We start from the raw sequence: 14,490 nt of genomic DNA on the forward strand, positions 1-14,490 counted from the left end.
TATGCATCAATAAATTTATAAACATGAAAAACATAGCAGTTATAGGCGCTGGCACCATGGGAAATGGCATTGCGCACACCTTTGCTCAAAACAGGTTTAAAGTCCAACTTATTGATGTAAATAAAGATGCCCTTGAAAGAGGATTGCAAACCATTACTAGAAATTTAGACAGAATGGTCGCAAAGGAAAAAATTACACCAGAGGAAAAACAAAACACACTAAATAATATTTCTACATTTTCTAATCTTAAAGAAGGAGTAAAAAATGTTGATTTAGTAGTTGAAGCTGCTACCGAAAATTTTGATTTAAAACTTAAAATTTTCAAAGAATTAGATGAAGCTTGTTCCGATACTGCAATTCTAGCAACAAACACCTCCTCTATTTCAATTACGCAAATAGCAGCAGCTACTTCAAAACCAGAGCGTGTTATTGGAATGCATTTTATGAATCCTGTCCCTATTATGCAATTGGTTGAAATTATTAATGGTTTTAACACCAGTAAAGAAGTGACTAAAACCATCATGAATTTATCCAAAACTTTAGGTAAAGTTCCTGTTGAAGTTAACGATTACCCTGGTTTTGTTGCCAACCGAATTTTAATGCCAATGCTTAACGAATCCATTGAAACACTTTACAACGGTGTAGCTGGTGTTGAAGAAATTGATACCGTTATGAAACTAGGTATGGCCCATCCCATGGGGCCATTACAACTAGCAGATTTTATCGGGTTAGATGTTTGCCTATCTATTTTAAATGTGATGTATAATGGGTTTAAAAATCCTAAATATGCACCTTGTCCATTATTGGTTAACATGGTAAATGCTGGAAAACTTGGTGTGAAATCCAGAGAAGGATTTTATGATTATTCTGAAAGCAGAAAGGCAGAAAAAGTTGCTAAACAGTTTTTGAAATAAGTAAAAATCATGTTTCGTTTAACTTTTTATAGTCTTGTTCTTTTTTTGCTTTTTTTCATGTAGAGATAATGAAAAGAAAGTTGATGTTTTTGAACAAGTCGTAATTGTCAAAAATGACACTACCCCTCAAAATAAAATCACAGAACTATTTAAACATAATAAACAATACATTTCTGATGGATTTGATTTTCCTGTTGGCAAACCAGATGCCAAGGGATACTATAATGCTCAAAAATTTCAAGAGAATGATCATTTAGGGGATGATTGGAATGGTATTGGTGGTGGGAATTCAGATTTAGGAGATGCTATTTACGCTATTGCAAATGGCTATATTAGAGAAGTTAAAGATTATGAAGGAGGTTGGGGAAAAGTTATTAGAATTGTTCATTTACATAAAGGCAAGTTTTATGAATCTGTTTATGCGCATTGTGATACTATTCTAAAGACTCAAGGAATATTAATACATAAAGGAGACAAGATTGCTACTATTGGCAATTGTAATGGAGTATACCTAGCGCATCTTCATCTGGAAATAAGAGATTCATTAAATATGGATATTGGCCCTGGATATTCTAAATCTATTAACGGATATATCAACCCCAGTAATTTCATTTTAAATAATCGTAATTAATAAAATTCATTCTTAACCCTCTAGTACAAATTCAACAAGTCGTAACTTGCAACAAGACACTAACAATCCTATTTTTTTATTTATGAGCATAAAAAACAATCTTCAAAACATAAAAAACACCTTGCCACAACATGTCACGCTAGTTGCAGTCTCTAAAACCAAACCAGTATCTGACTTAATGGAAGCCTATAATACAGGCCAGCGTATTTTTGGAGAAAACAAAGTGCAAGAAATGGTTGATAAGCACGCCCAAATGCCAAAAGATATTGAGTGGCATATGATAGGGCATTTACAACGCAATAAAGTAAAATATATGGCAAGTTTTGTGAGTCTCATTCACGGTGTAGATAATTTTAAACTCCTTAAAGAAATAAACAAGCAAGCCAAAAAACACGATAGAATAATTGACTGTTTATTACAAATTAAAATAGCCGATGAAGATTCTAAATTCGGGATGTCTCCCAATCAAGCGCAAGAAATAATTCAATCTAAAGATTTTTCAGAATTGCAACATATTAAAATAAAGGGTGTTATGGGGATGGCGACTTTTACAAACAACCTCACTCAGATTGAAAGGGAATTTAAACTGTTAAAACAAAAATTTGACAGCTTAAAACCACTAGAAAACTCTAAATTTAAACCAGAAACCATTAGCATGGGAATGAGTGGCGATTACAAACTCGCAATTGATTGTGGAAGCACAATGATTCGTGTTGGAAGTAGTATATTTGGTTCAAGAAATTATTCAAATTAAGATAAGGATATTTACGCAATATTAGACATAGAAACTACCGGAGGAAAGTATAATGAAGAAGGCATAACCGAAATTGCTATCTATAAATTTGATGGCCATAAAGTAGTCGATCAATTTATCAGTTTGGTAAATCCTGAAAGAGATATTCAACCATTTGTTGTAAACCTAACTGGTATAAACAGCAATATGTTGCGAAATGCACCAAAATTCTATGAGGTTGCAAAACGTATAGTAGAAATTACCGAGGGTTGTATTATTGTGGCTCATAATGCGCAATTTGATTATAGAATTTTAGGTACAGAATTTAGACGCTTAGGTTTTGAATACGAACGAGAATCGCTTTGTACTGTAGAACTTTCAAAATATTTAATTCCAGACCAATCGTCATATAGTCTCGGAAAACTGGTGCGTTCATCGGCATTCCTGTAACAGATAGACATCGTGCCTCTGGAGATGCTCAAGCCACAGTAAAACTTTTTAAAATGTTGTTAGATAAAGATACTTCTAAAAACATTATTAAAGATGCTGTGCGCTTAAATCCCAAACGTCAATTAGAACCTAGACATTTAGATATTATTGCAAATTTACCATCAATTACTGGTGTTTATTATATTCATAAAGCTGATGGAGAAATTATTTATATTGGAAAAAGCAATAACATAAAAAAGCGTATCAATCAACATTTTACAAGTACAAATCCTAAATCAAAAAAAATTCAAGCTTTGGTTCATATGGTAACTTATGAAGCAACCGGAAGTGAATTGGTAGCTCTATTAAAAGAAAGTGAAGAAATAAAACGTAACAAGCCAATATTTAATCGTGCTTTAAGACGTACCATTTTTACACACGCACTTTACAGTTTTAAAGATGAAAACAATTATATAAATCTTAAAATTGATGTTGCCGATGGCAGAAAAAATCAATAACAACATTTAGTAATAGACAAAGTGGAAAAAGTTTCATAACTAAAGTTGTTGAAGATTATAAACTATGTCAAAAATTAACAGGGCTATATAAAACAAAAACAAGTTGTTTTAATTATGAAATAAAACAATGTGATGGTGCTTGTATTCAGGAAGAGACTACAGAATCTTATAATAAGCGGGTTCTTGATCTTATAGATAAAAATAGCTATGCTAACAAAAACATGGTTATTGTTGATAAAGGTCGAGCTATTGATGAACGTAGTGCAATTCTCATTAAAAATGGTGTTTTTACAGGTCTTGGATTTTTCAATTTAAATTATCAAATAAATAATCTTGAAATATTAGAATCTATTATAACTCCTATGCAAAATAATAGAGATGCCCAACATATCATTCAAAATTATTTAAGACGAAACAAGCGCGTAAAACAATTAATTATAAACAGTTAATGAAACAATTTTTATCTCTTCTTACCTTCAGTATTTGTATAAATCTATTTTCACAATCTACTTTTAATTCAGAATCATATCGTGTTGTACTTGCAGATATTGAAACCAATACTTTTGAAAAAGATACCACAGCAAATGCCTTGGTAATTTACGAACAGGGAAACAGTTATGTAGATAGGAACGACTATGATTTAAGAACCGAAGTAAAACATAAAATAAAAATACTAAACAGGGAAGGCTATGAAAAAGCAAACGTCATAATTCCGCTTTACAATAATAAAAACCATTCTGAAAAAGTTGAAAAAATCGTCGCCACTACTTACAATAAAACAAACGGAAAAGTCACAAAAACACAACTTAATAAAAATGATATTTTTAGAGAAAAATATGATGACAATGTTACTTTAGTAAAATTTACTTTACCAAATATTCAACCTGGCTCGGTGATAACCTATAGTTACAAACTCAAGTCCCCATTTATGTTTAAATATAAAGGCTGGGAGTTTCAAGATGATATTCCCAAATTATATAGTGAATACAAAACTAGTATCCCAGGGAATTGGCACTATCATATAAAACTAGTTGGTTATAAAAAATTAGATGTAGAAACATCTGATATAAAAAAAACCTGTCTAGAACACGCAAGAGGAGCAAGTGCAGATTGCGCTATAAGCACATATGCCATGAAAGATGTACCTGCTTTTATTGAGGAAAATTATATGACTACCAAAAACAATTATTTGGCTAGAATAGAATATGAATTACAAACTTTTAATGGCTTTGATGGTACAATAAATAACTACACTAAAAAATGGAAAGATGTAGATAATGAATTACGTAGTGAAATAAGTATTGGTAAGCAAATATCAAAAAAGCTAAAACCAGAAGATTTTCTAAATTCAGGAACAATAAACGAACCAAATATTCTAAAAAAGTTCAAGCAATTGTTAATTATGTTCAAGAAAATTATACTTGGAATGAGGAATATAGTATCTTTAAAAAACACACCATTAAAGACCTTATTAATAATAAATCAGGAAACGTTTCAACAATAAACATTTTGTTGCATAACTTACTGAAATCGTGTGATATTGAGGTGCATCCTGTGTTAATCTCAACAAGAAAAAACGGGTTTCCTACTAAAATTTTTCCTGTAATTTCAGATTTCAACTACCTTATAGTTCAAGCAAAAATTGATGGAAAAACTTATTTGCTAGACGCCACAAATCCTTATTTAAGTTTCGGACAAATTCCTTTTAAATGTTTAAATCAATACGGACGTTTACTAGATTTTAAAAACGGAAGTTCTTGGATTAATATAGGAATAACTAAACCAACAATGTCTTTCATACAAACAGAATTAAATATAAATATTGCAGGTAAAATAACTGGTAAAACAAAAACTAGAGCTTCAGGTTATCATGGATTAAGTGAGAAAAAGCTTGCTTAGGAAACCCAGATGCCTATGTAGAAAAAATTCAGAATAAATTCCTGAATTTGAATATTAAAAATTTTGAGACAAGTACAATTGAAAAAACAAGCAAAACCTTTAACTCTTCTTTCGATTTCACTTTAGATGAAGCCTTGGTAGGAGATAATTTATACATTAACCCTATTCTTTTCCCATTCTTCAAAGAAAATCCATTTAAGCTTCAAGAACGCACATACCCAGTAGATTTTGGATACAAAGACGGTTACTTTTACAATCTAAATTTCACTATAGATGAAGCTTTTGAAATTATAGAAATACCAAAAAGTACTATTTTAAAACTGGCAAATAATGGTGGAGATTTAAACTTTACGTGTAATAAAAAAGGCAATAAGGTTAATTTAATTTTTAAACTAGATTTTAGGAAAGAATTATACACAGCAGAAATATACCCCTATTTAAAAGAGTTTATGAATAAAGTTGTAGATATTCAAACCAATTCTTTAATTGTTCTAAAAAAGAAATAACTTATCTTTAGTATTTTAGCACAAAAATGAACGACACTAAAAAAAACGATACTGGCGTACAAAACTTCATGATATCATTTATGAAGCCGATACACCCGCAGGAAAGTTTTTTGATGTTGTTCTCTTCATTGCCATTATAGCAAGTATCATTTTAGTAATGCTAGAAAGTATTCAAAGTTTTGATGAAAAATATCATAACTTTTTAAATATTTCAGAATGGGTTATTACCATTTTGTTTAGCATAGAATATGTAGCCCGTATCATAACAGTAAAAAAACCCATAAAATATATTTTCAGTTTTTATGGCATTATCGATTTTTTATCCACAATTCCAAAATACATCTCGCTATTATTTGGAGGCATTCACGCACTAGCAGCCCTACGAGCACTTCGTTTGCTACGTATTTTTAGAATTCTAAAACTGGCGCGTTACCTAGGAGCATCAAATATGCTTGTATCTGCGCTTAAAGCAAGTAGAGCAAAAATCTTAGTATTCCTATTTGCTGTACTCATTTTATGCATCATATCTGGAACCCTTATGTATTTAATCGAAGGTGAAGAAAACGGTTTTTCAAGCATCCCCGTAAGTGTCTATTGGTGCATCGTAACACTTACCACCGTTGGCTTTGGAGACATTGCTCCGGTAACACCATTAGGTCAATTTCTAGCAGCATTAATCATGATAATGGGTTACGGAATCATTGCTGTACCAACAGGTATTGTTTCTGCTGAGTACACGGCTCAAGGCAAAAAAAGTACGCCAAACCCGAATTATAATGTTTCCTTAAACTCCCAATCCTGCGAAAATTGTCTAGCAGAGGGTCATAGTGACAAAGCAGACTATTGTTATAATTGCGGTGAAAAATTGCATATTTAAGTTTTTGGCGTTACCCCTCCTTTAGTCGGGGGTCAGGCTTTCCGTTCCAAGTCCTCGCTCGTGCCTCGCTGTGTGCTTTCCTATGTAATCCTTAACACACCTATCCGACAAAGTCAATTTCTAAAACATACTTTGGTCTCCCCTATTTTTCATAGTATATTTACACTTCCAATTTCAATAAAAAACTCATAGAAACTCAAAGCAAATACCTTATTTCAATAGTTGGTCCAACTGCTATAGGTAAAACCGCCTTAAGTATTAAATTGGCACAACATTTTAATACAGAAATAATTTCAGCCGATTCCAGACAGTTTTTTAAAGAAATGCAAATTGGTACAGCTGCACCTACTCAACAAGAATTATCAAAAGCTAAACATCATTTCATCCATCATAAATCCATTCAAGAAAATTACAATGTTGGTGCTTTTGAGAGAGACGCCATTGCTCTTTTAAATACCCTGCACAAAAAACATAATGTTATAATTATGGTTGGAGGTTCTGGCTTATATGTTGATGCCGTTATAAACGGATTAGATAATTTCCCAAATGTAGACCCTACAATAAGAACTCAATTAAATTCAGATTTAAAAGAAAAAGGATTAGAACATCTACAAGTAAAACTAAAAGAATTAGACCCTGAGAGCTACAAAACTATTGCAATAGATAATCCACATCGTGTTATTAGAGCCTTAGAAATTTGTATCGGTACAGGAAAACCCTATACTTCTTTTTTAAATAAAGAAAAAGGAAAACGGCTATTTGAAACCATACACATAGGCTTAACAGCCGAAAGAGAAACCATCTACTCACGAATCAATCAACGCGTAGATATCATGATAAAAGAAGGTCTTTTAGAAGAAGTAGAACAATTAGTACCACATAAAGAGTTAAACGCCTTAAATACAGTTGGCTATAAAGAGTTATTTAATTACTTAAATAATAAATGGACTTTGGAATTCGCTACTTCAGAAATTAAAAAGAACACCCGACGTTTTGCAAAACGCCAGCTCACATGGTTCAAAAAAAAGATACACTTTGGTTTGATTATTTAACTGATGTAAATGATATTATTGTCCAAATAGAAACAAAAAATCAAATGACAGTTGAAACCATCTTATCAAAACTTGTTTCATTTCCAGTTTTAGGAGGAGAAAGTAACTTATCGATAATCCATTGGATAAAAGAATATATAAAATCATTTGGTATTGAATGTACTTTAGTTCCAAATATATCAGGAAACAAAGCATCTTTACATTGTCGCATTGGCCCTGCAATTGATGGTGGAATTATATTATCAGGACATACAGATGTAGTTCCTGTTAAAGGACAAGATTGGGAAACAGCCCCATTTACTTTAACCGATAAAGGAGATGGAAATCTCTACGGTCGCGGTGCTTGCGATATGAAAGGGTTTTTAGCGTGTTGCTTAAATATACTACCTCAACTAGTAAAAGTCGATTTACAAAAACCTATCTATTTCGCATTTTCTTATGATGAAGAAATTGGATGTCTTTCTGCTCCAGAACTCATTCAACATTTATTACAACATTATCCTGAAACTCCAAAATATGCAATCATAGGTGAACCCTCATTGGGGCAACCAATAATTGGACACAAAGGTATTTGCTTATACACCACAAAAGTAAACGGATCTGCTGGACATAGTAGTGGAATCCTTAAAGAAGTAAGCGCAGTTCATGAATCTGCACGACTTATTTTATGGCTTGAAGACAAAATGAAAACCATAGCATCTTCTGGAAATAAAAACCTCAGTTTTCGTCCTCCGCATACATCATTACATACAGGAATAGTTCATGGCGGTATAGCTCCAAATGTTATTGCCGATAAAACTTACTTTGAATGGGACGCTAGAGTAATTCCAAATGATAATCTATCTGAAATAATTAGAGATTTTAAAACACATTGTGAAAATAGAATGCAAGATCTTCAGCCTATATTTCCAGATTTTAAAATTGAAACTATAGAAATTCATCCTCCAGTTACACCATTTGAAACTAAAACAAACGCATCTATTGTAAAGCTTTTAAAGGAAATTAACTCCAATAACAATATTGATACAGTTGCATATGCTTCAGAAGCTGGACAATACAATGAAGCAGGCTTAGAAAGTATTATTTGTGGTCCAGGCTCTATAGAACAGGCGCACAGAGCCAATGAGTTTGTGAGTAAATATGAATTAAAAAACTACTGTAAAATACTTGAGAATTTAGTTGAGTTATATTCTTCTGAAAAAATTAATAACGAATTCTAATTGTTATTTTTTAAATTTAGCAAAAACAGGCTCATGATCAGATAAGTTGGTATTGAAATTTCTATGTGTAATTACTTCAAACTCGTCATCAACTAAAATATGATCTACTTTAAATGGGTAATTAAACAATTTAAAAGTAGCTCCAAAACCGCTTCCTTTTTCAACAAAAGTATCTTTTCGAGAGTCTTTCAACATTCTGTAAACTGGAGAATATTGAGTACTGTTAAAGTCCCCAACAATTATTACTTCTCCATTAAAGTCTTTAATATGCTGTTGAACCAATTCAGCTTGAATCACCCTATTTTTATCAGCTTTTAATATTATATTATAGCCATTAGAGTTATTAAATTGGGTGTTTCTATCTACTTTGTAAGACTCCAAATGTAAATTATAAAGCCTAATAACACTACCTTTTATATCAATATCAACATACATTGCATTATTGTTGCTATTAGGAAATTCTATATACCCTTTATTCACTATAGGTAACTTAGAAAATATTGCTAAAACTGACTTATAAGGTGTATCTATATTACTTTTTATCCAATAAGGGTAAGCATCTATATATTTAATAAATTCTATTGCAGAAAATTCTTGAAAACAAACTATATCAGCATTAACATGTTGCACAAAATCTGCAATTCCGTTATTGGCATTAATAGAATTAATAAAGCCTTCTGTATTATAAGTTAAAATAGAGATAATATTTTCTTCTTTTTCCCGACTAGAGTTCAATTGATAAAACGAATCAAAGCAGAAAAAAACAATAATAATACTCCTAAATTAAATATAGCTTTTTTATTACGCTTCAATAAAAGCACTATAAATTGAAGAAAATTTAGCACTACAAATATTGGTAAAACAATAGAAAAAACAAACGAAGTATTACTTTCCCCTAAAAGTATTGATACAATACCAAATACTAATAAAAAAGGAAATACAAAAGAGATAATAGGTTTGATGGTTCTTTTGAGAAATCCTGATGTTTGCATCTAAAACAATGTAATTTGACCTTCATCATCTATTTCTAAATCATTTTCATCATCAGAATCAGGTTTAGGTAATACAGAGGTGTCATTTTCTATTTCTGAAGATTGGTTAGAAACTTCTTTTTCATCAATAACCTCTAAATCATCAGCGTGCACCTCCTCAGGAGCTTCATGTGGTAAAGGTTCTAATAAATTTATTTGATTTACTTTATCTTTAGTAAGTTGATTTCCTTGAGCTGAAACACCTTTAATATCTATAAATTCTTCAAGATTAACTTCAAGGTTTTCTTTACGATCTTTACCTCGTTCTTTCGCAAAAACAACCTCAGCCATAGGTTTCCAATCGGTAGAAACAATTTCTAATTGTGAATTTGTATGATCTGATATAAAAGATTCCTCTCTACCCTCCTGCTCTATTAAAAAACGTTTTACATAATACAGTTCCTTTTCGCCATTAAAATAAATAGCCGAAATAGGCTTTTTAGGAATCCATTTTTCCATAACAATCATATCATCATCAAAATGCATAGTTACCTCTGGCGTAACCGTTTTAAGTATTCCAGATTGATTAATTATCAACAACTTATCTTCTCCTCTAAATTCACCAATAAGTTCCCCTCTGCCATCAACATTTAAACGCTGAACAGTATCATCAAACCAAATTTTTCGTGGTTTTAATGTGGAAACACCTTTTTCTTTAAGCTCAACACGCTTAACAGGATATTTAGTTACTAAATTACCTTTTGACGCTCGTCCTTTAATAAGGATATCAGCAAAATCAATATCCCATTTTAGTTTTTTAATACTTCCTGCTTGCCTTAAATTAATCGAAACAACTTCTGCTTCTCCATTAGGATTTGCAGAGAAATATAAACTTACAGAGCCTTTATTTCCGTTAGTTAAATCGTATTCCCTATCTCTTGTCATACTAGTGACAGCAAAACGCTTAATGTATGAAGGACCTTTTTTACCGTCACGATAAATTAAATTATAGATTGTACGCTTATCTTTCTTTTTAAAGACAGCTACATGAATAATATCTTTCCCGATAAACGTTTTAGAATCGACTTTAGTAACCATCATTTTACCTTCTTTGGTAAATACAATAATATCATCAATATCACTACAATCACACACATATTCATTTCTTCGTAAAGATGTCCCGATAAAACCTTCTTCACGGTTTACGTATAACTTAGTATTTCTAATTACCACTTTTGTTGCATCTACATCATCAAAAGTTCTAATTTCAGTTTTACGCTCTCTACCTTCTCCGTATTCTTTTTTAAGCCTTTGGAAGTAAGCAATAGCATAATCAATAAGGTTTGCTAAATGATGTTTCACTTCTGCTATTTGATCTTCTAGTGCATCAATTTTTTGTTGCGCTTTATCTATATCAAATTTAGAAATACGTTTGATTCGTATTTCTGTTAAACGTGTAATATCTTCAGTAGTTATCGCTCGTTTTAAATGTTTTATATGAGGTTTTAAACCTTTATCGATTGCAGAAATAACACCTTCCCAAGTTTCTTCTTCTTCAATATCTCGGTAAATTCTATTTTCAATAAAAATACGCTCCAGAGAAGCAAAATGCCATTGTTCTTCTAGTTCGCCGAGTTTAATTTCTAACTCTTGTTTTAATAACTGAACTGTATTATCTGTGGAACGACGTAACATTTCTGATACACCTATAAATAAGGGCTTATTATCTTCAATAACACATCCTAAAGGAGAAATTGAGGATTCACAACTTGTAAAAGCGTATAATGCGTCAATCGTTTTATCTGGAGATAATCCAGAAGGTAAATGCACTAAAATTTCAACTTCAGCAGCTGTATTATCTTCAATTTTCTTGACTTTAATTTTACCTTTATCATTCGCCTTTAAAATAGAATCAATTAACGAAGATGTTGTTGTTCCAAAAGGTAATTCAGTAATAACTAAAGTATTCTTATCTAATTGAGAAATCTTAGCACGAACTCGTACTTTACCCCCTCTATTGCCATCATTATAATTAGAAAAATCTGCTATTCCAGCAGTTGGGAAATCTGGTAAAATAGTAAAACGTTTTCCTTGAAGGTGTTTTATTGAAGCATCAATCAATTCAATAAAATTATGAGGCAAAATTTTAGTTGACAATCCTACTGCAATACCTTCACCTCCTTGTGCTAAAAGCAAAGGGAACATTACTGGAAGGTTTACAGGCTCTTTCCTCCTACCATCATAACTGGCTTGCCACTCTGTAATTTTAGGATTGTAAACGACATCTAGCCCAAACTTAGAAATTCGCGCTTCAATATAACGAGACGCTGCTGCTCTATCTCCTGTTAGGATATTACCCCAGTTTCCTTGGGTATCAATTAATAAATCTTTTTGACCAATTTGTACCATTGCATCTGCAATACTCGCATCACCGTGCGGGTGGTACTGCATGGTATGACCAACAATGTTTGCAACTTTGTTATAGCGCCCATCATCAAGATCTTTCATGGAATGCATAATACGACGCTGCACAGGTTTAAAACCGTCTTCTATAGCTGGTACAGCACGCTCTAAAATAACATACGATGCATAATCTAAAAACCAATCTTTATACATACCAGTAACTCTGGTAATGGTTTCTTGAGGCTCATTTTGTTCGTTTGCTAGATCGTCGTTTTGGTCTTCAGTCATTAAAGATTCTTAATTTTTGGTTTACCATTAAGATATGTTCTCCCTTTTTTTCTACGCTTTTTTGCATTACCAGTTACATCATGTTTATGCAAATAGTCATAAGACCTTTGCTTTAGCTTTTTGTTTTTGGTGTATAACATAATAATCTAGTTTAGTTTTACTTGTCTTCTTCTATTAAATCCAACTCAACCTTCAAGTTATCAATTATAAATTCTTGACGTGTTGGTGTGTTTTTCCCCATGTAGAACGATAATAATTCTTCAATAGACATGTTATCATCCAACATAATGGGATCTAACCTAATATCATCTCCAATAAAATGTTTGAATTCATCTGGAGAAATTTCACCTAATCCCTTAAATCGGGTTATTTCTGGTTTTGGTTTTAGCTTTTCTATGGCATCTCTCCTTTCTTGCTCAGAATAACAATAAATAGTTTCTTTTTTATTTCTAACCCTAAACAATGGGGTTTGCAATATATATAAATGCCCTTCTTTTATAACTTCAGGAAAAAACTGCAAAAAGAATGTGATTAACAGTAGACGAATATGCATTCCATCAACATCAGCATCTGTTGCAATAACCACATTGTTATATCTTAAATCTTCTAAAGATTCTTCAATATTTAAAGCAGCCTGTAATAAATTAAACTCTTCGTTTTCATAAACAATTTTTTTAGTTAATCCGTAACAATTTAAAGGTTTTCCTTTTAAACTGAATACTGCTTGTGTATTAACATCACGAGATTTTGTAATACTACCAGAAGCCGAATCTCCTTCTGTTATAAATAAGGTAGTTTCTAGGTTTCTTTCGTTTTTAGTATCTCCAAAATGCACACGACAGTCACGCAATTTTTTGTTATGAAGACTTGCTTTTTTAGCTCTATCTTTTGCTAATTTTCTAATTCCAGAGAGTTCTTTACGTTCTCGCTCTGCTTGTAGAATTTTACGCTGAATTTTCTCGGCAGTATCTGTGTTTTTATGTAGATAGTTATCTAGTTTCGTTTTTAGGAAGTCATTAATATACGTTCTAACAGTTGGCAACTCGCCTCCCATATCTGTAGAACCTAACTTAGTTTTAGTTTGACTTTCAAAAACAGGTTCCATAACTTTTATAGCAATAGCACTTACAACAGATTTTCTAATATCCGAAGCGTCGTAATTTTTACCATAAAACTCTCGAATGGTTCTAACTAGCGATTCTCTAAAAGCATTTAAATGCGTACCTCCCTGCGTGGTGTTTTGTCCATTTACAAAACTATTATACTCTTCGCTGTATTGCGTTTTACTGTGAGTTAACGCGACTTCAATATCATCACCACGTAGATGAATAATTGGGTATAACAAATCTGTTTCAACTATTTTTTCTGCTAATAAATCTTTTAATCCGTTTTCGCTATAATATTTCTCGCCATTGAAAACTATGGTTAAACCTGGATTTAAATACACATAGTTTTTGAGCATTTTTACAACATACTCACTTCTGTATTTATAATTTTTGAAAATAGTTTCGTCTGGAATGAATGATACTTTTGTCCCCTTTCTTCGGGTAGTATCATCAAGCATTTCCTGATTGATAAGTTCTCCTTGTTCAAATTCTGCAGAAGCAGATTTTCCATCTCTATTAGACTCTACTCTAAAATAATTAGAGAGCGCATTAACGGCCTTAGTACCAACACCATTTAAACCCACCGATTTTTTGAAGGCTTTAGAATCGTATTTCCCTCCAGTATTCATTTTAGAAACAACATCTACAACTTTTCCAAGAGGAATACCACGTCCATAATCTCTAACAATAACTTTTGTGCCTTGTATGGAAATTTCAATGGTTTTTCCAGCTCCCATCACAAACTCATCAATGGAGTTATCTAAAACCTCTTTGAGAAGAATATAAATACCATCATCTGGCGAAGACCCATCACCGAGTTTACCAATATACATTCCTGGACGCATACGAATATGTTCTTTCCAATCTAATGAACGTATATTATCTTCGGTATATTTGGTTTGTTCTGCCATAAAAGGTTGTGAGTTTACAAGATAGCACGCTA

The 14,490-nt window shown here is 32.0% G+C and carries 11 protein-coding genes and 2 pseudogenes; 10 read left to right on the forward strand and 3 right to left on the reverse strand.

The window, feature by feature from the left end; translation table 11 throughout:
- Positions 1-23: 23 nt before the first annotated feature.
- The 10 genes and pseudogenes from AC0L5U_RS06145 (at position 24) to argE (ending at position 8,779) form a co-directional block, all read left to right on the forward strand.
- Positions 24-914, forward strand: coding sequence for a 3-hydroxyacyl-CoA dehydrogenase family protein (locus AC0L5U_RS06145; RefSeq protein WP_473415275.1), 891 nt, complete (start codon positions 24-26; stop codon positions 912-914).
- A 34-nt stretch (positions 915-948) separates the two neighbouring features.
- The gene (locus AC0L5U_RS06150) at positions 949-1,545 is read left to right on the forward strand and encodes a M23 family metallopeptidase (protein WP_473415276.1); all 597 of its coding nucleotides are present in this window, start codon (positions 949-951) and stop codon (positions 1,543-1,545) included.
- A gap of 82 nt (positions 1,546-1,627) precedes the next feature.
- On the forward strand, positions 1,628-2,299 hold the full coding sequence (locus tag AC0L5U_RS06155) for a YggS family pyridoxal phosphate-dependent enzyme (protein ID WP_473415278.1): 672 nt from the start codon (positions 1,628-1,630) through the stop codon (positions 2,297-2,299).
- Positions 2,300-2,308: 9 nt separating this feature from the next.
- Positions 2,309-3,674, forward strand: a pseudogene (locus tag AC0L5U_RS06160) (exonuclease domain-containing protein).
- A complete protein-coding gene (locus AC0L5U_RS06165; protein ID WP_473415280.1) occupies positions 3,674-4,729 on the forward strand; it encodes a DUF3857 domain-containing protein in 1,056 nt (351 codons plus the stop codon). Before AC0L5U_RS06160 ends, AC0L5U_RS06165 begins: the two are co-directional and overlap by 1 nt.
- Positions 4,618-5,124 (forward strand): hypothetical protein, encoded by a 507-nt coding sequence (locus tag AC0L5U_RS06170; protein WP_473416183.1) that lies wholly within the window; start codon positions 4,618-4,620, stop codon positions 5,122-5,124. Before AC0L5U_RS06165 ends, AC0L5U_RS06170 begins: the two co-directional genes overlap by 112 nt.
- Before the next feature lie 47 nt (positions 5,125-5,171).
- On the forward strand, positions 5,172-5,630 hold the full coding sequence (locus AC0L5U_RS06175) for a hypothetical protein (protein WP_473415281.1): 459 nt from the start codon (positions 5,172-5,174) through the stop codon (positions 5,628-5,630).
- Positions 5,631-5,703: 73 nt separating this feature from the next.
- Entirely contained in the window at positions 5,704-6,507 is an 804-nt protein-coding gene (locus AC0L5U_RS06180; RefSeq protein ID WP_473416184.1) for an ion transporter, read from the forward strand.
- Positions 6,508-6,695: 188 nt separating this feature from the next.
- Positions 6,696-7,597, forward strand: a pseudogene (gene miaA / locus AC0L5U_RS06185) (tRNA (adenosine(37)-N6)-dimethylallyltransferase MiaA); the annotation flags it as partial.
- A 6-nt stretch (positions 7,598-7,603) separates the two neighbouring features.
- Complete coding sequence (gene argE, locus AC0L5U_RS06190; protein ID WP_473416186.1) at positions 7,604-8,779, forward strand: acetylornithine deacetylase; 1,176 nt, start codon at positions 7,604-7,606, stop codon at positions 8,777-8,779.
- 3 nt (positions 8,780-8,782) lie between these two features.
- Here argE and AC0L5U_RS06195 read toward each other — a convergent pair whose 3' ends face one another.
- From AC0L5U_RS06195 to AC0L5U_RS06205, 3 genes are all read right to left on the reverse strand, one after another.
- The gene (locus AC0L5U_RS06195; RefSeq protein ID WP_473415282.1) at positions 8,783-9,514 is read right to left on the reverse strand and encodes an endonuclease/exonuclease/phosphatase family protein; all 732 of its coding nucleotides are present in this window, start codon (positions 9,512-9,514) and stop codon (positions 8,783-8,785) included.
- Positions 9,515-9,771: 257 nt separating this feature from the next.
- Complete coding sequence (locus AC0L5U_RS06200) at positions 9,772-12,441, reverse strand: DNA gyrase/topoisomerase IV subunit A (RefSeq protein ID WP_473415284.1); 2,670 nt, start codon at positions 12,439-12,441, stop codon at positions 9,772-9,774.
- A 157-nt stretch (positions 12,442-12,598) separates the two neighbouring features.
- A complete protein-coding gene (locus tag AC0L5U_RS06205; protein WP_473415286.1) occupies positions 12,599-14,458 on the reverse strand; it encodes a DNA topoisomerase IV subunit B in 1,860 nt (619 codons plus the stop codon).
- Between the last annotated feature and the right edge of the window lie 32 nt (positions 14,459-14,490).

Source organism: Jejuia sp. G7-7, from assembly GCF_055808955.1.

Coding starts and splice junctions, on each gene's coding strand:
- AC0L5U_RS06145 (WP_473415275.1), top strand. CDS start 24: ATGAAAAACATAGCAGTTATAGGCGCTGGCACCATGGGAAATGGCATT.
- AC0L5U_RS06155 (WP_473415278.1), top strand. CDS start 1,628: ATGAGCATAAAAAACAATCTTCAAAACATAAAAAACACCTTGCCACAA.
- AC0L5U_RS06165 (WP_473415280.1), top strand. CDS start 3,674: ATGAAACAATTTTTATCTCTTCTTACCTTCAGTATTTGTATAAATCTA.
- argE (WP_473416186.1), top strand. CDS start 7,604: ATGACAGTTGAAACCATCTTATCAAAACTTGTTTCATTTCCAGTTTTA.
- AC0L5U_RS06200 (WP_473415284.1), bottom strand. CDS start 12,441: ATGACTGAAGACCAAAACGACGATCTAGCAAACGAACAAAATGAGCCT.
- AC0L5U_RS06205 (WP_473415286.1), bottom strand. CDS start 14,458: ATGGCAGAACAAACCAAATATACCGAAGATAATATACGTTCATTAGAT.